At 66.1% G+C, this 17462-nt stretch carries 16 protein-coding genes; 4 read left to right on the top strand and 12 right to left on the bottom strand.

Going from position 1 to position 17462, the window contains the following annotated elements; translation table 11 throughout:
• Positions 1 to 155: 155 nt before the first annotated feature.
• From FHW94_RS07980 to FHW94_RS07945, 8 genes are all read right to left on the bottom strand, one after another.
• Positions 156 to 1319 carry a DUF1501 domain-containing protein gene (locus FHW94_RS07980; protein ID WP_168555111.1) on the bottom strand — a complete coding sequence of 388 codons (1164 nt, stop codon included), beginning with the start codon at positions 1317 to 1319 and terminating at the stop codon, positions 156 to 158.
• Between the two features lie 2 nt (positions 1320 to 1321).
• Entirely contained in the window at positions 1322 to 2740 is a 1419-nt protein-coding gene (locus FHW94_RS07975) for a DUF1800 domain-containing protein (RefSeq protein WP_168555110.1), read from the bottom strand.
• 74 nt (positions 2741 to 2814) lie between these two features.
• Positions 2815 to 3258, bottom strand: coding sequence for a periplasmic heavy metal sensor (locus FHW94_RS07970; RefSeq protein WP_168555109.1), 444 nt, complete (start codon positions 3256 to 3258; stop codon positions 2815 to 2817).
• Entirely contained in the window at positions 3255 to 3656 is a 402-nt protein-coding gene (locus FHW94_RS07965) for a hypothetical protein (RefSeq protein ID WP_168555108.1), read from the bottom strand. Before FHW94_RS07965 ends, FHW94_RS07970 begins: the two co-directional genes overlap by 4 nt.
• Positions 3649 to 4212: an RNA polymerase sigma factor gene (locus FHW94_RS07960; protein ID WP_168555107.1), complete on the bottom strand. Its 564-nt coding sequence runs from the start codon at positions 4210 to 4212 to the stop codon at positions 3649 to 3651. Before FHW94_RS07960 ends, FHW94_RS07965 begins: the two co-directional genes overlap by 8 nt.
• 36 nt (positions 4213 to 4248) lie before the next feature.
• Positions 4249 to 4662, bottom strand: a complete 414-nt coding sequence (locus FHW94_RS07955) for an EF-hand domain-containing protein (RefSeq protein WP_246866026.1) — start codon at positions 4660 to 4662, stop codon at positions 4249 to 4251.
• A gap of 82 nt (positions 4663 to 4744) precedes the next feature.
• Complete coding sequence (locus FHW94_RS07950) at positions 4745 to 5458, bottom strand: SDR family oxidoreductase (RefSeq protein WP_168555105.1); 714 nt, start codon at positions 5456 to 5458, stop codon at positions 4745 to 4747.
• Positions 5451 to 6686, bottom strand: a complete 1236-nt coding sequence (locus tag FHW94_RS07945) for an MFS transporter (protein WP_168555104.1) — start codon at positions 6684 to 6686, stop codon at positions 5451 to 5453. The genes FHW94_RS07950 and FHW94_RS07945 overlap by 8 nt, the downstream gene beginning before the upstream one ends.
• 394 nt (positions 6687 to 7080) lie before the next feature.
• Between FHW94_RS07945 and FHW94_RS07940 the strand changes: the two genes are divergently transcribed.
• Positions 7081 to 8412, top strand: coding sequence for a dicarboxylate/amino acid:cation symporter (locus FHW94_RS07940; RefSeq protein WP_168555103.1), 1332 nt, complete (start codon positions 7081 to 7083; stop codon positions 8410 to 8412).
• Between the two features lie 30 nt (positions 8413 to 8442).
• On the opposite strand, the gene FHW94_RS07935 is transcribed toward FHW94_RS07940, so the two are convergent.
• The gene (locus FHW94_RS07935) at positions 8443 to 8919 is read right to left on the bottom strand and encodes a TlpA disulfide reductase family protein (protein ID WP_168555559.1); all 477 of its coding nucleotides are present in this window, start codon (positions 8917 to 8919) and stop codon (positions 8443 to 8445) included.
• Positions 8920 to 9117: 198 nt separating this feature from the next.
• Between FHW94_RS07935 and FHW94_RS07930 the strand changes: the two genes are divergently transcribed.
• The 3 genes from FHW94_RS07930 to FHW94_RS07920 all read left to right on the top strand — a co-directional run bounded on the left by FHW94_RS07930 (position 9118) and on the right by FHW94_RS07920 (position 13188).
• Positions 9118 to 10002: a Ku protein gene (locus tag FHW94_RS07930; RefSeq protein WP_168555102.1), complete on the top strand. Its 885-nt coding sequence runs from the start codon at positions 9118 to 9120 to the stop codon at positions 10000 to 10002.
• Between the two features lie 3 nt (positions 10003 to 10005).
• Positions 10006 to 12537 (top strand): DNA ligase D, encoded by a 2532-nt coding sequence (gene ligD / locus FHW94_RS07925; protein ID WP_168555101.1) that lies wholly within the window; start codon positions 10006 to 10008, stop codon positions 12535 to 12537.
• Between the two features lie 93 nt (positions 12538 to 12630).
• The gene (locus tag FHW94_RS07920) at positions 12631 to 13188 is read left to right on the top strand and encodes a GNAT family N-acetyltransferase (protein ID WP_168555100.1); all 558 of its coding nucleotides are present in this window, start codon (positions 12631 to 12633) and stop codon (positions 13186 to 13188) included.
• Positions 13189 to 13244: 56 nt separating this feature from the next.
• Here FHW94_RS07920 and FHW94_RS07915 read toward each other — a convergent pair whose 3' ends face one another.
• Genes FHW94_RS07915 through FHW94_RS07905 form a run of 3 tightly spaced genes read right to left on the bottom strand, consistent with a single transcriptional unit; the run spans position 13245 to position 17355 of the window.
• Positions 13245 to 14834, bottom strand: coding sequence for a flavin monoamine oxidase family protein (locus FHW94_RS07915; RefSeq protein WP_168555099.1), 1590 nt, complete (start codon positions 14832 to 14834; stop codon positions 13245 to 13247).
• A 53-nt stretch (positions 14835 to 14887) separates the two neighbouring features.
• Complete coding sequence (locus tag FHW94_RS07910; protein WP_168555098.1) at positions 14888 to 15343, bottom strand: cytochrome c; 456 nt, start codon at positions 15341 to 15343, stop codon at positions 14888 to 14890.
• Positions 15344 to 15390: 47 nt separating this feature from the next.
• Positions 15391 to 17355, bottom strand: a complete 1965-nt coding sequence (locus FHW94_RS07905) for a tetratricopeptide repeat-containing sulfotransferase family protein (RefSeq protein ID WP_168555097.1) — start codon at positions 17353 to 17355, stop codon at positions 15391 to 15393.
• Between the last annotated feature and the right edge of the window lie 107 nt (positions 17356 to 17462).

Genomic DNA, 17462 nt, shown 5'->3' with positions numbered 1-17462 from the left:
TCTCCACCAAAGAGCGGGAGCACGAACCATCTCTCAGCCACGCTCATGCTCGAAGGCATAGAAAGCGCGATAAATCCTATATGGTGGTTCGAACGCGAATTACCATGGGGCAGGCGCTGACCCGGCACGATTATTCTCAAACCGTGCCGTTCGCGTCAGGCCACGCCAGGCAACGCCCCGACCAGCCCGGTGAGGGGACGGGGAGACCCGGCCGAGGGAAACAGCCGCCGCGTCACCCGATCGGGATCGAGGCCCAGGCTTTCGGCCGCAAGCCCCGCGATCAGGGCGTCGAGCGCGGCAGTGGGCCGCAGGTCACGATTTTCGTACAGCTGATTGTTGGCAAGGCCGGGCCAATCGGCGATCACGCGGCCGCCCTTGACCGCCCCGCCCAGCACCCACGCCACCGAGCCAGTGCCGTGATCGGTGCCACCGGTGCCGTTGGCAGCGGCAGTGCGGCCGAATTCGGTAGCGACCAGCACGGTTGTCTGGTTCCACACCGGGCCAAGCCCGTCGCGCAGTGCGGCAAGCAGGCTGTCGAGCGCCTTGAGCTGGTTGGCAAGGCGGCCTTCCTGCCCGCTATGCGTGTCCCATCCACCGGTTTCCAGCATGGCGATGCGGGGGCCGTGCGGCTTGGTGAGGAAGCTGGCGGTCAACCGGCCCAGGCTGGCCGGATCCTGCTTGGCGCCGCTGCCATCGGCCAGTTGCCGCGCATCGAGCGCAGCGGCCCACGCCGGATGCAGCTGGCTGTCTTGTGCATAGAGCTGGCCGACGCGCAGCATGAGATCGTCGGACGGCGTGGGCAGGCCGGATGGCGCATAGGACGTGACCTGCATCGGCCCGCGCAGCGCCGCCGGTACCGTGGGGGCAATCGCAATCGCCGTGTCGCGCGCCTTGGGCAACATGGTCACCAAGCGGTTGAGCCACCCGTCCTTGACCTGGTAAGCCTGGGTGCCGCCGGTTTCGAGCACGTTCTGCCCATCGAAATGGGACCGATCGCGATAGGGGGAGGCAATGGCATGCACGAACATCGCCTGCTTTTGCGCAAACATGCCGGCGGTTTCCTTGAGCGCGGGGTGCAACGCGAACGTGCCGTCGAGCCGGATGGCGGCGGCAGGATCGATTGCCAGCGCGCCGCGCAACGAAGCATAGGCCGGATCGGCATAGGGCACGACGATATTGAGCCCATCGGCCGCGCCGCGCTGGATGATGAAGACGAAACGGCGTTCCGTTTCCACGGCGGCGAGCGCCATGTGTGGCGCGACCAGCAGGGTTCCGGCCCCGATGCCGGCAAAGCTGAGGAAGTGGCGACGGTGCAACATGATTACCTCCGCAGGAAATCAGGGGAGACCAGCATCAGCGCAAGGGCGCTGGCCGGCGTTTCGGCGTGGGTGATCTGCTCCTGCGTGGCCGGCGTGAGCGCGCCGGGAAGCACTTGCGGGGCCAACCGGCGCGCATCGATCTGCGTGGCGAGCGGTGCCACCAGGCGCTGCGCAAATTCCACCCGGCGCATCAGGGCATCGGGCGCGATCCAGCTGGCTGCGGTATCATCCCATCCGGCGGGCGATCCCGGCTTCCAAACCGGCTGCCCCAGTTGTTGCTGGATCGCGGCCATCTGCAAGGCACCGGGTTCATTGCGGCCCAGGGCGCGCAGCGCGGAAACGGTCCATTCCCACGGCGTCTTGGCCTTGAGCGGTTGTGGCTGCCATGCCTCGGGGCTTTCGATCAAGGCCTTGTAAAGACTGGGCAGATCGCCGCGTGTTGTCTGGAAAACATTGGCCAAGCGGGTCACCATCGACGGCGGCGGGTTGTCGCCGGCAAAATGGCGCGCCAGCTTGGTCGCCACATGGGTGGCCGTGGCCGGGGCATGGGCAAAGTCGGCCATCACCGCGCGGGCCTGATCCATGCCTTGCTGGGCATAGGCCTTGCCCAGCACCATGCGCGTGCCCGGCTCGTGCTGCTGGGGATGGAAGGCGAAATCGCCGGGCGCATCATCGTTGGGGCCGCCGATGGTCCATCCGGTCATCGCACGCGCAAACTCGGTCACGTCTGCCTGGGTATAGCCCGAGCGCACGCCCAGCGTGTGCAGTTCCATGATTTCGCGTGCCAGGTTTTCGTTGAGCCCCTGCTTGCGGGGATTGCCGCCGCGTTGCTGCGCGCGCAGCGCAGCGGGGCTGTTGGGCCCGATCGACTGGTTCTGGTTGAGATACATCAACATGGCCGGATGGCGTTCCACCGCGAGCACCATGTCTTCGAACCGGCCCAGCACATGGGGGCGGATCGCATCGCGTTCGAACGCGCCGGCAAAGGCCGTGACGGGGATGTCGTCAGCCGAGACGCAGAAATGGTTGGACCAGAAATGCACCATGCGCTCCACGAAAGGCGCGGGTGTGGTCAGCGCGCTTTGCGTGCGGGCCTGCACCGCCTGGCCATAGAGTGCGCGCACATCCTGGCCGAAATCGCGTCGCGCCAGCTTCTGCTCGGGTGTCTTGCCCGGCGGCATCGGGCCGCCCGGTGCGGGGGGCGGCGCTTGCTTGCGCAATGCACGCTGCTGCTCTTGATAGGCGGTGAGCATGGCGCGGGCATCGGGCAGGGCGGCAAAAGCCGGCGGCGTGGTTTCAAAGCGATCGAACTGGGCGGTAAGCCATTGGCGCGGATCGCCCGGCAGCGGGGCCGGTGTGGCGCCCAGGCCAAAGCGATTGAGAGCGATCGCCGCAGGGGAAAGTTCGGTGGATAGGGGCATCGGGACACATCCGGTTGCAAGGCATCGCGTTGTTATCCCTCGTTGAACGCCGCCTGAGACGGTTTCCGTCGCGCCTATTTTCCCGGTGTCTGCCCCTTGGGCTCAAGCCCGTCGGCCAGCTTCGCGCGATCGGCCAGGGGCAGGGCAGCCACGAAGGGCACGGCTTTGGCTTCCACATGGGTACGCACGGCAACGTCGCTGTCCCGCACTTTTTGCAGGGCCGCCAGCAGCGCGGGCTGATCGACCACGGGGGCCCGCAGCAAGATCGCCGCCTCGTGGCGCGCGGCGCGGCCGGCCAGGATCTGTGGCCGCATGTCGTGCCGCGCCTGATGCAGCATGTGGCGGAACGCCTTGCGTTCGTCTGCAGGCAATTCCGACCCGGCGATGCGAATGCTGCCGGCGTTGATCCGCGCCTGCGGCAACTTGAGCCATAGTGAAGCCGAGGCGATGGCCGCCAGCAGGAAGAGGTTGAGCAGCACCGAAACCGCGCAGACCAACTTGAGCGTGCGCGGCGTCATCGGCCCGTCTCCCCCACCTGCCCCATCTCGCCAAATGCGGTCGCTTCGAAACCGGCGGGCGGGGCGCCGGTTTCCAACGCAAAGGCGAGTGCGGAGCCGGCGGTCGCCCCAGCCAGCGCCGTGCCGATACCGAGCGCCGACCACCAGACCCGCGCGCGCAAGGTCCAGTGGCGGCGGTATGACGCAGCAACCGTGCGGCGCAAGTCGGGCGATGGCACCGGCGCCTGCCATTGCGCCAGCCGCACATCCAGCGCGCGCGCTGCGGCCAGATGCGCGGCGCACGCGGGATCATGCTCCATTTGCCAACCTTGCGCCTGCAGATGGTCGGGCCAACGCTCGATGCCGCCATAGGCGTCGGCCAGCAGGGCAAAGCGTTCGGGGGTCATGGGATCAGTCATCGTTGCCCTCCAATCGCGCGAAGTGCTGGCGCAGGGTGCGACGTCCGCGCGCCAGAAGGCTTTCCAGTGCCTCGACGCTGACGCCCAGCGCCTGGGCCGCTGCGACATTGCCCAGTTCCTGGTAGTGGACCAGCAGGATCGCGTCGCGCTGCCGCTCGGGCAGGGATGCCACGGCCCGGGCCACGGCCTGGCTGCGAGCATCTGCTTCCAGTGCGGCATCTGCCAGCGGCGCCGGGTCCGGCAGATCGGGCGGATCGCCCAGAGTGCCGCGCTTGCGGCGGCGCAAGCGGTCGCGGCACAGGTTGAGCGTGACCATGTGCAGCCAGGTGTCGAAGCGCGCCTGCCCGGTTCGCCAGCGTGGCGCCTGGCGCCAGGCGCGCAGGAACACTTCCTGCGCCACGTCTTCTGCCTCCTGTCGATCGTGCAGCAGGCGGGCCGCCAAGGCCAGCAGCCGGGGCAGCTTTGCCCCAACCAGTTGGCGCACGGCACTTTCTTCGCCACGACCGACGCGCGCCACGAGAGGGGCGTCCGGATCGCCGGGATCGTGTTCGGTCAAGCGGACGTTCCGCGCCGGATCGCAACGGGGCCGCGCCTATTGCGAAGGCGCCTGGCCGCCTGCATCGGCGTTGGCGCCGTCACCGCCGCTGGCCCGGCCGTGCATGCGCTCTTCGGGCGTGAGCACGCCATCGCCGTTGCGGTCCATGCGATCGAAGCGGGCGGCAAGCGCATGCTGGATCTCATCCTTGTCGAGATAACCGTCCTTGTTCGTGTCCATGCGATCGAACAGCGGGCCCGGATCGCGCTTGCCCTGCGCCGCGGCGGCCATCTCGGCGCGGCTGATCCGACCATCGCCATCGGCATCGGCGGCCATGATCCGCGCCGTCTGGCGCGCCATGAATGCGTCGCGCGTAAGAGTGCCGGCAGACTGGCGCGCGGCGCCCATTCCTGGGCCCGCGTCCTGGGCCAGGGCAGCGGCCGGCATCGCCACGGCAGCCAGCAAGATCATCAAGGTGCGCATCCTATCCTCCACGAGATACGCCTCTGAAACGCATGAGGCAGCGCTTTCCGTCGCCGCCTTCGCGCAAATTTCACCAGGCCGTGGCGCCACCGTCGATGGAGATGTCGGCACCGGTGACATAGCGCGCCTCGTCGCTGGCCAGCCATAGGGCTGCCATGGCGATGTCGCGCGGCTCGCCCAGGATCGGCAGCATGTTCTTGGCGATGATCTTTGCTGCCAGCGTCGGATCGGCGGCCAGGTGGCGATCGGTGGCGGCAGTGCGAATGAAGCCGGGCGAAATGGTATTGGCGCGGATCGCGTGCGGCGCGCCTTCCATGGCGAGTTGCCGGGTCATCGCCAGAACGCCGCCCTTGCCGGCACAATGGGCCAGCGCCGCCGAACCGGGCAAGGCGTGATAGGCATTGGCGCTGGCAAAGTTGATCACGCTGGCCGCGCCGCTGGCCCTGAGATGCGGCCAGGCCGCGCGGGTGGGCAGGAACACTATGTCGAGCTCGCTGGCGAGCGTGCGCTTCCAATCGGCGTAGGACATGTCCTCGATCCACGCAAAAACGGCAAAGGCCGCCGCGTTCACCAGGATGTCGATCCGGCCATGCGCCTTGCCGATCTGCTCGAACAGCGCCGCGACAGCGGCTTCGTCGGTGAGGTTGCAGTCATGATCGGCGCCAGCAAGGTCTATCCCGACAACCTGCGCGCCCGCCTCGCGAAACGCTTCGGCCACGCCCGCACCGATGCCGGTGGCCGCGCCCGTCACCACTGCCAGCTTGCCGGCAAGGCGATCAACCATGAAGGCTCACTTTCACCAAGGCGGCATCGGGCGCCCGCTTGATCCGGCCGGCGCAAAGCAGCAGCGCGACAAGTCCCAGCGCCGCGCCGCCTGAAAGCACGGCAAAGGCATTCTGCAATCCGCCCGCCAGGCTGGCGGCAAACGTGACGACCACGGGACTGAGGAATTGCCCCAGGGCAAATGCGCTTTGCCACATGCCCGCGCCCCGTCCGCGCACTTCGAAAGTCAGCAGGCTCATTGCCCAAACCAGCAAGGTGGGCAGAAGAAGCCCGGCCCCGAGCTGGTTGACGAAACAACCCAGCACGAACCCGCTGGGCTGGTCGGCGCGGCCCATCAGCAGGAAGCCGATCGCCAGCAGGGCAAATTCGATGACCAGCAGGCGCTGCACCGGCCAGCGTCCGATCCGCGAATAGACGAAGGTGCCAAGCGGCACGCCCACGCTCGCCACCGAGGTGAGGAAGCCCGCGCGTGCCGGATCGGCCACGCCCAGCACGGCCAGGCCGACCGGCGCCTGGATCTGCACGGTGTAGAAGAAGATTGCGCCGTAGATGGTGATGCCCAGGATCACGGCCATGCGTGACCAGGGAAAACCGGCCCAACTGGTGCTGTGTGGCCCGGCGCGGGGTTCTTCGCCTTGCGCCGGCGCGGCGGCATCGCCCTTGGGTTCCCAGGTAAACAACTGCACCAGCACCAACATTGCCAGTGCCGAAAGATAGACCCAGAACGGTGTGCGCCAGCCAAAGCTGCCCAACTGGCCGCCGATGTTGAAGAACAGCAGCGCCGACATCGAGGCGAACGCGGTTTGTGCCGCCAGCCACTTGTCGCGCGCGGCGCCGTGGAAATAGTCGCCGATCATGGTGGTGGAAAGCACCATGATCATCGCCTCGGCAATGCCCACGCCCACGCGGCTGATCAGGATGGTCGACAGATCGTGCAGGAATACCGGCGCCACGCCAACTAGCGCATAAAACGCAAAGGCGGCCAGCAACAGGCGCCGGCGGCCAAAGTAATCCCCCAGCACACCGGCCAGCGGCGAGAGCAGGGCAATGCACAGGGCCGGGATCGTCAGGATCATCGGGACCCAGTAATCGTGCCCGGAAACCCCCGAAAATTCCTGGATCATCCGGGGTAGAACGGGTGCCAGCAAGACGATCGCCATTGTCGAAAGGGTGATCGGCAAGAGCAGGGCAATGCCGGTCATCGCGCCCGGCTGGTCATCGTGGTTCATCGGTGCTCCTGGTCACGGGGCGGATCATGCGCCAGTTGGACCGGCCGCATCACGAACGAAGGCATCGGGTGACAGGGTAACGCAGCCGCGCCGCGGCGGCTTGGCGATCGATCCTGCCTGGTGACGCGGACCATGGGCCGCTTCTTCTCTCCCTGCTTTATCGCCTCTTTCTTGCGCCCGATCCCGCCCGGCAGGCAAATCGAATTTGGCCATGGGCAGCTATCGGGAAAACGGGATCATCGCGCGTATCGCCTATCGACGGCGTCGTTAGGCCAGGTTGGCACGGGCAAGAATTTTCTTGGCAGGGCTTGTCTATCGCGCACTTGCCCTTTTTATCTACGTTTCCGATAGACAATGTGCCGCAGAGACTGCGCGACAGCACGGAGAATTGCATATGGCCAGCGCAGGCACGGCGCGCGGATCGGGCAACCGGTTTGGACTGCAGGTGGTGATTGGCATGGCCGTGGGCTTGGCACTGGGCCTGGCCGCGCGTTCGCTGGGCCCGGCCGCATCGGGTGAGCCCAACGGGCTGGCACTGGCCTTGTCGCTGGTAGGTTCCAGTTTCGTCCAATTGCTCAAGGCGCTGGTGCCGCCGCTGGTCCTGGCCGCAATCATCGCCAGCATCGGCCGGCTGCGCGATCTCAACAATGCCGCGCGCCTCGCCGGGCAAACGCTCCTGTGGTTTGCCATCACCGCACTGTTGGCGGTTTCGATCGGCATTGCCCTGGGCCTGGTCCTGCGGCCGGGTGCCAACACCGGCGCTTCCCTGGCGCAGGCGGCTGCGCCGCACACCGTGGGTAGCTGGCTGGATTTCATCAAGGGGCTGATCCCGGCCAATTTCCTGGGCATCGTTGCCTCGACCGAAGTGGACAATGGCACGGCCAAGACCACCATCGGGTTCAATATCCTGCAACTGGTGGTGATCGGCCTGGCGCTGGGCTTTGCCGCGCTGCGCAGTGGCGAAGCTGGTGACGCCGTCCTGCGCGGGGCGGGCGTGGTCCTGGCCGTGGTGCGGCGCCTGCTCGGCTGGGTCGTGCGCCTGGCGCCTTTGGGCAGCGCCGGCCTGATCGGCAACGCGGTGGTCAACTATGGCTGGGGCACGCTGCTGGGCATCGGCCAGTTCGCGGTGGCGCTCTATATCGGCCTCGGCCTGGTGGTTTTTGGGGTCTACCCGCTGCTGCTGCGTGCCCATGGCCTGGCGCCGCTGCGCTTTTTCGCCAAGGCCTGGCCGGCGATCGAACTCGCTTTCGTGTCCCGCTCCTCGATCGCGGCGCTGCCGGTGGCAGAGGCGGTGACGGTGGAGCGACTGGGCGTGCCGCCGGCCTATGCGGCCTTTGCCGTGCCGGTGGCGGCCACGACCAAGATGGACGGCTGCGCGGCGGTCTATCCGGCGCTTTCGGCCATCTTCATCGCGCAGTTCTATCACATCGCGCTGGTGCCGACCGACTATCTGCTGATCGTGCTGGTTTCGGTGCTGGGCTCCGCCGCCACGGCGGGGGTAACGGGTGCCACGGTGATGTTGACGCTCACCCTATCCACCCTGGGCTTGCCGCTTGAGGGCGTGGGCCTGTTGCTGGCGATCGACCCCATCCTGGACATGGGCCGCACGGCCGTGAACGTGACGGGCCAAATGCTGGTGCCGCTGATCGTGGCACGCCGTGAAGGCCTGCTGGACCAGGCGCTGTACAACGCGCCGAGCCAGGGGGACCTGAGCCTGGCGCCCTGATGCCTGCCAGGTGCGCGGTTCGTCTTCCGGTCAGCGGGCGGGTTCGCGCAGCAGGGGCACGAGCAAGCCGTTGAGGTCATCGAGATCGAACGCCGCCGCCTTGGCATAACGCACCACGCCGGCGCGATCGATCACGTAGTTGGTCGGCACGCCTTCCAACGGGCTGTACGGCTCCTTGAGCGTGCGGACCGCGGGAATGTGCATGGCGGCAAACAGCTGCTTGAGCGCGGAGTTGGGCAACGAATCCTGCGTGGTGATGGCAAATACCTTGAGCCCGTGCTGCTTTTGCAGGTCATAGTACTGGTCGAGCAGCGGCAGTTCCTGCTTGCACGGGCCGCACCATGTCGCCCAGAAATTCAGCACCACGACCTGCCCCTTGAGATCGGCCAGCGACACTTTCGTGCCATCGATCAGGCGCAGTTCAAATGGCGGGGCAGGCTGCCCGATCACGGGTGCCTTGGCGAGCGCAGGCATGGCCACGATGGTCAGCCACGTGCCGAACACCATGGCCAGGGCACGAGGCAGGCGGGGCAACATCGGCATTCTGATCCTTGCGGTTGGATTTGCACACGATTTGACACAATCGGCGCGGGCACGCCAGCAGGCCGGCGCACCGTTTCATCCATGATGGAGAAACCGCGCACGCGCTCGGCGCGGAACTGAAGCGGGCCTGGCGGGTCTATCCAGCGAAAGGGTGACCGAGCGATGGCTGCACGCGCATATTGGCAGGGCCAAATCCGCCTTGCCCTGGTGTCTATCCCCGTGGAAATCTATCCGGCGACCAAGTCTGGCGCCTCGATCAGTTTCCGCCAGATTCACGAGCCTTCGGGCAAGCCCATTTCCTATGAAAAGATCGTGCAGGGCATCGGCCCGGTCGATCACGATGACATCGTGAAGGGCTATGAGGTTTCCAAGGGCAATTATGTCCTGCTTGAGGATGACGAGATCGAGGCGGTGAAGATCGAAAGCCGCAAGACTTTCGAACTGGTCCAGTTCGTCGATCAGGACGAGATCGACGTGTTCTATTTCGAAAAGCCCTATTACGTGATTCCGGCCGACGACCTTGCCGACGAGGCGTTCATCGTGCTGCGCGAAGCCCTGCGCCAGGCGCGCAAGGTCGGCCTGGGGCAGCTTTCCGTGCGGGGGCGCGAAATGCTCGCCAGCCTCAAGCCGTGCGGCAAGGGCTTGATCCTGGAAACCATGCGCTATGCCGACGAGGTGCAGAAGGCACAGTCCTATTTCAAGGATATTCCCGACCAGAAGCCGGACACCGAACTGCTGGAACTGGCCACGGCGCTGATCGAGCGCAAATCTGCGCCGTTCGACGCTGCCGCGTTCGAGGATCGCTATGTCGAGGCGTTGCAGGCGCTGGTCGCGCGCAAGGCCAAGGCGAAGGGCCGCAAGATCCTGGAGGACGTGGAAGAACCCGAAAAATCCGGGTCCAACGTGATCGACCTTATGGCCGCGCTCAAGAAATCGATCGGTAGCGATGGTGCCGCGGGCGCCAAGACCAAACCCAAGGCCAAAAGCAAGACCGCGGCAAAACCACGCAAGCGCGCCGCCGCCGCGCGTCCGCGGAAGTCGGCCTGAGCCATGGCCCGCCGCGATCCTCTCGCCGAATACAAGCGCCGGCGTGATTTTGCCAAGACCGCCGAACCTTCCGGCGCGACCGGGGCGCCGGGCGATGGCAATGGCTTCATCGTGCAAAAGCACGATGCCACGCGGCTCCATTTCGACTTTCGCCTGGAAGTGGATGGCGTGCTGAAATCGTGGGCGGTGACCAAGGGGCCCAGCCTCGATCCCGATGCCAAGCGCCTGGCGGTGCGCACCGAAGATCATCCCCTGGCCTATGCCCAGTTCGAAGGCGTGATTCCGGCTGGCGAGTATGGCGGGGGGACGGTCATGTTGTGGGACCGGGGCACCTGGGCGCTGGTGCCGGGCAAATCGGCCAAAGACATCGATGATGGCCATCTCCATTTCACGCTCGATGGGGAGCGGATGAAAGGCGAATGGCTTCTCGTCCGCATGAAGCCGCGTCCGGGCGAAAAGCGCGAGAACTGGCTGTTGCGCAAGGTGGGCGACGTATTCGCCCAGGCAGGCGACGGGCTGGTGGAGCGCGAGCTTGTCAGCGTCTTGACCGGTCGCACGATGGCAGAAATCGCCGCTGACAAGGCTGGCACCTTTTCCCTGGCCGGACGCAAGGACAAGGCGTTCACCACCCAGATGGCCAAGGCCGCAAAGCACAACGCGCAAGTGCCCAAGGCCAAGCCGCGCCGGGCGGCCAAGACCGGCAAACCCGCGCGCTTGCCCGCTTTTCGCCCGCCGCAACTGGCCACGCTGGTCGACGCGGTCCCCGCCGGCAACGACTGGCTGCACGAGATCAAGTTCGATGGCTATCGCGCGCTGGTGGCCGCCTGCGGCAGCGATGTGAAAATCTACACCCGCAATGGCCACGATTGGACCGACAAGTTCGCCCCCCTGGTCGAAGCGATTGCCGCGCTCGACCTGCCCGCCTGCCTGATCGACGGGGAAATCGTGGGCTACGCTGCCGACGGCAATCCTGGCTTTTCGGCGCTTCAAGCCGTGCTGAAACGCGGCCATGGCGCACAAGGGCCAGACGATCGGCTGGAACTGCACGCGTTCGACCTGCTCGAACTGGATGGCGAGGATCTGACCGATCTTTCGAACATCGAGCGCAAGGAACGGTTGGAAGCCTTGCTGCATGGCGCGCCGCCACCGGTGCGCTTTGCCGACCACGTGATCGGCGCGGGCGAAAAGCTGTTCAAGGCCATGTGCTCTTCTGGCCAGGAAGGCATCATCAGCAAGCGCATTGATGCGGCCTATAGCGGTAAGCGGACGAAGGCGTGGGTCAAGGTGAAATGCATCAACCGCCAGGAATTCGTGATCGTGGGCTGGACCAAGTCAACATCGCGGACCAGGCCCTTTGCCTCGTTGCTGCTCGCCCAGCATGAGGGCGGCGGGTTGGTCTACAAGGGCAAAGTCGGTACGGGTTTTGACGCCGATAGCTTTGAAGACCTTGCCGCGCGGATGAAGTCACTCGTGCGCAAGACCGCGCCCGTGGATGTGCCACGCGTCGAGGCGCGGGGCGCGAACTGGATCAAGCCGGAATTGGTGGGCGAAGTGGCCTTTGCCGAAATCACTGCCGATGGCCGGGTGCGCCATGGCAGCTTCCTTGGCCTGCGTGCGGACAAGCCCGCCAAGGAGGTGACCCCCGAAGTGCGCGTTGCGGCTCCCGTGACAATGCCCGCCGTGGAGATCAGCCACCGCGAGCGGGTGATCTTTCCCGGCACGGGACAAACCAAAGGCGACCTGGCCGACTACTATGCTGCGATGGCGGCCTTGCTGCTGCCCTTTGCCGGAAACCGGCCGATCAGCCTGGTGCGTTGCCCGCAGGGACGCGCCCGGCATTGCTTTTTCCAGAAGCATGACGCCGGTGGCTTTGGCGACGCCGTCCACCATGTGCCGATCCGTGAAAAGGATGGTGGCAGCGAGGATTACCTGTTCGTCAGCGACGCTGCGGGCCTGTTGCAGTGCGTGCAGATGGGAACGATCGAGTTTCACGCCTGGGAAGCACGCGCCGACGCGGTGGAGCAGCCCGATCGCCTGATCTTCGATCTCGATCCTGACGAGGGGCTGGACTTCGACGCCGTCAAACGCGCGGCGCGCGATATTCGTGATCGGCTGGCCGACCTTGGGCTGGTGAGCTTTGCCATGCTTTCTGGCGGCAAGGGCGTGCATGTGATCGTTCCGCTGGCACCCGGCCACGATTGGGAGACGCACAAGGACTTCGCCCGCCGCTTTGCCGAAGCGATGGCAATGGCCGAGCCCGAACGGTTTGTGGCGACGATGAGCAAGGCCAAGCGCAAGGGCAGGATCTTCATTGATTGGCTGCGCAACCAGCGCGGCTCTACCGCGATCGTGCCATACAGCGCCCGCGCACGAGATGGCGCGCCGGTGGCATTGCCGATCGCGTGGGACGAGCTTGGCGGGTTCGACAATGCGCACCCCTACAGCATCGGCGATGCTGCGACGCTGATCGAGCGCGCGGGCAAGGGCGCGCTGGCGGGCTGGGGCTTTTCACAACAGAGCCTGCCCGCGCTTTAACCGGCACCCACTGGCAAATCCGCTTGAAACGCGGCCCGGTTTTTCGCAACCACGGTATCGGCCCGCCGGGGCATGACCGAGGAGACGCGTGGAATGACGGGGGGGCAGGAAGACTTTGCGATGCGCTGGGCAAACGAGGCCGACAGCGCAGCTTTGGGCGAGCTCATTCGCCTGGCAATCAACACCTTGCAGGCCGATGTTCTGACGTCAGCACAAGTTGCCGCCAGCCACGCTGTCATGGGGCTCGATACCCAGTTGATCGCCGACGGCACGTATCTGCTGGCCGAGCGCGACGGACAGATCGCCGGATGTGGTGGATGGAGCAGGCGGGCGACGCTCTATGGCGGAGACCACAGTGCAGACTTGCGCAATCCGCGCCTGCTTGATCCCACCCTTGATCCGGCACGCATTCGCGCGATGTATACCCACCCGGCCTTCGTGCGCCAGGGCGTGGGGCGCCGTATCCTGCAAGGCTGCGAACAGGCAGCCGCGCGCAGCGGCTTCGCCAGGGCCGAACTGATGGCCACGATGAGCGGGCTGCCGCTTTACCAGGCCGCCGGTTACCAGCCGATCGAGCCGGTCGAGGTGATCGCCGCTGGCGTGCCCGTGCCAATGGTGCGTATGGGCAAGACATTGATCCTGCAAACCTGAAGGTGCGGCTATCCCACCCGCCGCAAGTGCGGCGGGCAGGGCAACCGGTGTCTTCGTCAGGCAGCCATGGCGCGCTGGTGCAGGCGCGTGATGGCATCGATCGAAGAGAGCAGCGCACCTTCCTGCCAGCAGCCGTAATAAGAGCAATGCTCACCGGCGAGCACGATACGCCCTTCCATGGCGACGAGGTTCTGGTAGTGGGCCGCGCGGCTTTCCTCCGTCCAGTTGGCGCAGCAGCCCAGGATCCACGGCATCCGGTTCCACGCCACCGAGGCGCCGGACAGGAATTCAGCCTTGTATTCGGCCGGGTGGAAGACGGAACCTTGGTCGAGCGCAGCCTGGATGCGCTTTTCCGGGGTCATCCCCGCCAGCATGTAGGCGCCCGCGCCAAACGGATAGGCGCCCAGCAGCACCGCCGGGCCATCGGTAAAGCACCCGGCGCTGGGATAGGAAATCAGCGAAATGGCCTGGTCGGTGAACGAGATGCCGCCATAGATGGCATGGTCGGTTTCCCAGAAGCGGCGCTTCATTTCCAACCCGATCTTGACCGAGTTGCCATAGGGCAGCGCGCGGATGGCGGCCTTCTTTTGCGCAGAAGCCTGGAAATCGATCTGGTTGAGTACCGGGGCCGGGATCGTGCAGACCATCCAATCGGCGTGGGTTTCGCCCGTGGCGCCGGTCTTGGTGTCGGTCCAGGCTGCAGTGACCCCCTTGTCGTCCTGTGCGATCTTGGTCACGCGGGTGTTGAAGCGGATCATCTTGGCCACGCGCGCCTGGAATGCCTTGCCGATGTGGTCCATGCCGCCCTTGGGTTGGAACATCGTCGTTTGCATCACGTGTTCGGCAAAGAAGCCCAGCGTCTGCCACACGCCACTGTTGATCGTCTCGGTCAAGCTGAAAGGATCGTTGGGGATCGGCGCGCCGTTGACGCCGCCGCCCGGCGCCCGCTCCCAGCCGCGCTGCTCGCCCAGCTTGAAGCTCTTGGTGTATTGCATGTTCTTGTCGAGCACGCCCCACTCGCGCATCGCTTCGAGCAGGCGGGCCTTGTCCTCGGCCGTGACCGCCGTATCGAGGGCGCCGGCGTTGAGCGACTTGCCCAGCAGTTCGGAAACGTGACCCTTCCAATCGACCATCAGTTCACGATAGGGTTGCGGCTTGCCGCCAAAGGCCTTTCTATTGTGAATCAGCGCATTGTGATTGATTTGCAAGAACGGTTCGAGCTGAACCCCCAGTTCCTTGCAATAGTGCAGCACGGTGCGATGGTGATAGGGAATGCGCCAGGGTCCCGGGTTGAGGTAATTGCCCGGCGCAAAAGTCACCTGCTGCTTGGAGCCGATCTCGGTGATGGTGTCGCCACCGCGCACGGTGTAGTTGCGCCCGCCGGCGCGGCCCTGGAATTCCAGGATCTGCACTTTGTAGCCCGCTTTGGTCAGTTCATAGGCGGCCAGCATTCCGGCCAGGCCCGCGCCCAGCACCAGCACCGTCGATCCCGGCCGCGCGCCCGAAAGGCGCGGCGGGCCGGTGAACTGGCTGTCGGCCGCATGCGCCAGCACGGTCATTGCCTGGTACAGCGCGGCGGCACCGCCGGCCTTGCCGATCATGGTCAGCAGGGCACGGCGCGTGGGTGGGGTGAAAACGTCTGACATGGCAAACCCTTCGTGGTCGAATCGGGATATGGTTCTTGGGGGGGAAGTGCTGCTCAATGGCCGCAGGTGTTGCATTCGGGGACGGGCGGATCGGCAGCCACGACGCGGTCGATATCGGCCACGGTCACCGGATCGGGATAGGCGTTGAAGTGGCCGCGAACATAGGTGATCACCGCGGCGATCTGTTCCTTGGTCAGCACGCCGTTGAACCAGGGCATGCCGCCGCGTCCCTTCATCACCACGATGATCGGATAGTCCTTGTCGGCCAGGTTCTTGTTGCCGGCCAGCGCGGGGATCATGGCGCCCGGTTCGCCGCCGCCCTTGGCATCGGCCATGTGGCAGGCCTGGCAGATCTGCTCGTAGACTTCCTGCCCCTGGTTCGACACTTCCACCGTGCTGCCGCCCGGTCCCGGACGGTCCTGGGCAAAGCCGGGCGTCGCTTGCGTGGCGCAGGTAACCAGCGCCATTCCGGCAAGGGCGAGGGCGGCGAAGTGCGGTTTTCGGGTCATGGCATACTCTTTGGGTTCAACGGGATCGGGGGGAGGCAAGGCCGGGGTCATGCGCGCCAGCCAGTGCAGTCATCGCCCAGTCCCTGGGCCAGCGGCGCCAGGAACGGTTCGAACTTGCGCCATTGATCGAGCCCGGAGCGATAGATCGGCTGGCGCACTTGTTCGGAACTGACCGTGCGCACGGCGCGGTCGTTTTCGAAGAAGCGCAGGCAGGCCGGGTCGAATGGCAAGCCCAGCGCCGCCAGCAGCGAGCGCACCTGGCCTTCGGTATCGTCCACCAAGTCTTCATAGACCAGGGTGTGAACCGCGCCCGGCGCCACGGCGTGGAAGTGGCGCACGATCGCCAGGTAGTGGCGATAATAGGCCGCAAGGTCTTCCAGGTCGTAGGAAAACTCTTGGCCCTCGGCAAAGAGCTGCTTGAAACCCGAAAAGCAGGCGGCCATCGGATTGCGCCGCACGTCGATGATCCGCGCTTCTGGCACGATCAGGCGGATCAGCCCGATGTGGCGGAAATTGTTGGGCATCTTGTCGATGAAATGGGTGCGGCCGAGGCGGCAGTGCACACGGGCCAGGGCCAGGTATTCCTCGCCCCAATCGCGCAACTGGGCAGGGCTGGCCGATGCGATCCGCGTGGCGCCACCTTCGCGCTCGATCCGGCCGACCAGGCTGCCGATATAGGGCAGTTCCATCGTGCCTTCGATTGCCGGGTGGCTTGCCAGGATCTGTTCCACCAGGGTGGAGCCGGAGCGCGGCAGGCCGACGATGAAGATGGGCGCCGCGTCGGGTGATCCCTGGCCCGATCGCGCGGCCAGGAATTCGGGCGTGTAGAGCTGGCACACGTCGTGCGCCTGGGCGGCATAGTCCTGATCGGCGCCGCCGAACTTCACCCGTGCCAGCGCGGCGCCCTGGGCATAGAGGGCAAAGGCGCCAGCGGCATCGCCGGCATCCTCCAGGCGGCGGCCCAGGGCATAGGACAGGCGCATGCGGTCATCGGCTGGCAGCGATCCGCCCAGCAACCCGCGCATCTGCGCCTCGTCGGCGTCGCTCAGCGCCCCGATCTTGAGATTGGCCAAGCCCCACCAGGCCTCGCCCATGTGCGGGGCCAGGATCGTGGCGCGGCGATAGGCGCGGATCGCGGTGTCGCGCAGGCCGGCCGTCCGTGCGGCGTGGCCATGGTTGACCGCCACGCCGGGGTTGGCGGGAAACGCTTCTGCCAGGCGGGCATTGATCGCTTCTGCCGCTTTGTCGTCGCCAAGCAGGCCGAGGCAAGCAGCCTGGAGATTGAGATAGGCCGGATTGTCGGGCTCTGCGGCCAGCAGCGGTGCCAGTTCGGTCAGGGCCTGCTGCGCCAGGCGAGCGGCGAACAGGGCGTGGGCCAGGTCGAAGCGGATGCGCTTGGACTGCGGATCGAGCGACAAGGCATGGCGCAGCAGCGTTTCGGCCGCGTGCACGGTGCGATGCGCGATGTGGCAGGCGGCAAGCAGACGCGCCCCTTCGGCGTGATGGGGATGGGCGCGGCAAAAGCTGCGCAGAATGGGATCGGCTTCGTCATGGCAGTCGAGCGCCACGAGTTCGGCTGCGCGGCCCAGATCGGGATGATCGGCATCGAGGCGGGCCAGCGCGGCCAGCGCCCGGCGCTCGCGTTGCACGGCACCGCAGGCAAAGGCGCGGTCGGCGATCGCGCGCCATGCCTCCGCATGGCGAGGGTCGATAGCCACTGCGGTATCGAGCTGCTGGTCGCCCTCCTGGCCTCGGCCAACGCCGCACAGGGCGAGCCCGAGTTCATAGCGGGTGCGCGCCGCCTTGGGCCAGGCGCGGGCCAGGTCGAGCAGGATCGGCAGGGCATGGGCCGGACGGCCCAGGCGCCGCAGCGCCGATGCCAGGATCAGGCGAGGGCGGGGATCGGCCGGATCGCGGCTCGACAGGGTGCGGGCCAGCCGTTCGGCCTTGGCCGGGTTGGCGGCCAGGGCTGCGGCCGCTTCGGCCAAGGGATCGGTGGTCACGTGCAGCATCTTGGTGTGGCCGGCCTGTTCCGGTGCTGGGCAGGGAGGACGGGAGCCGCCGCGTGGGCAGCCCCCCGTCCCAGTCGATCCACCGCGCCCCGGGCCTGATCGTGGCG

The sequence above is a fragment of the Novosphingobium sp. SG720 genome (genome assembly GCF_012275365.1).
GTDB classification, from domain to species: domain Bacteria; phylum Pseudomonadota; class Alphaproteobacteria; order Sphingomonadales; family Sphingomonadaceae; genus Novosphingobium; species Novosphingobium rhizosphaerae.
Note: the sequence above shows the minus strand (reverse complement) of the source record. Positions and strands in the feature narration are given on the sequence as shown.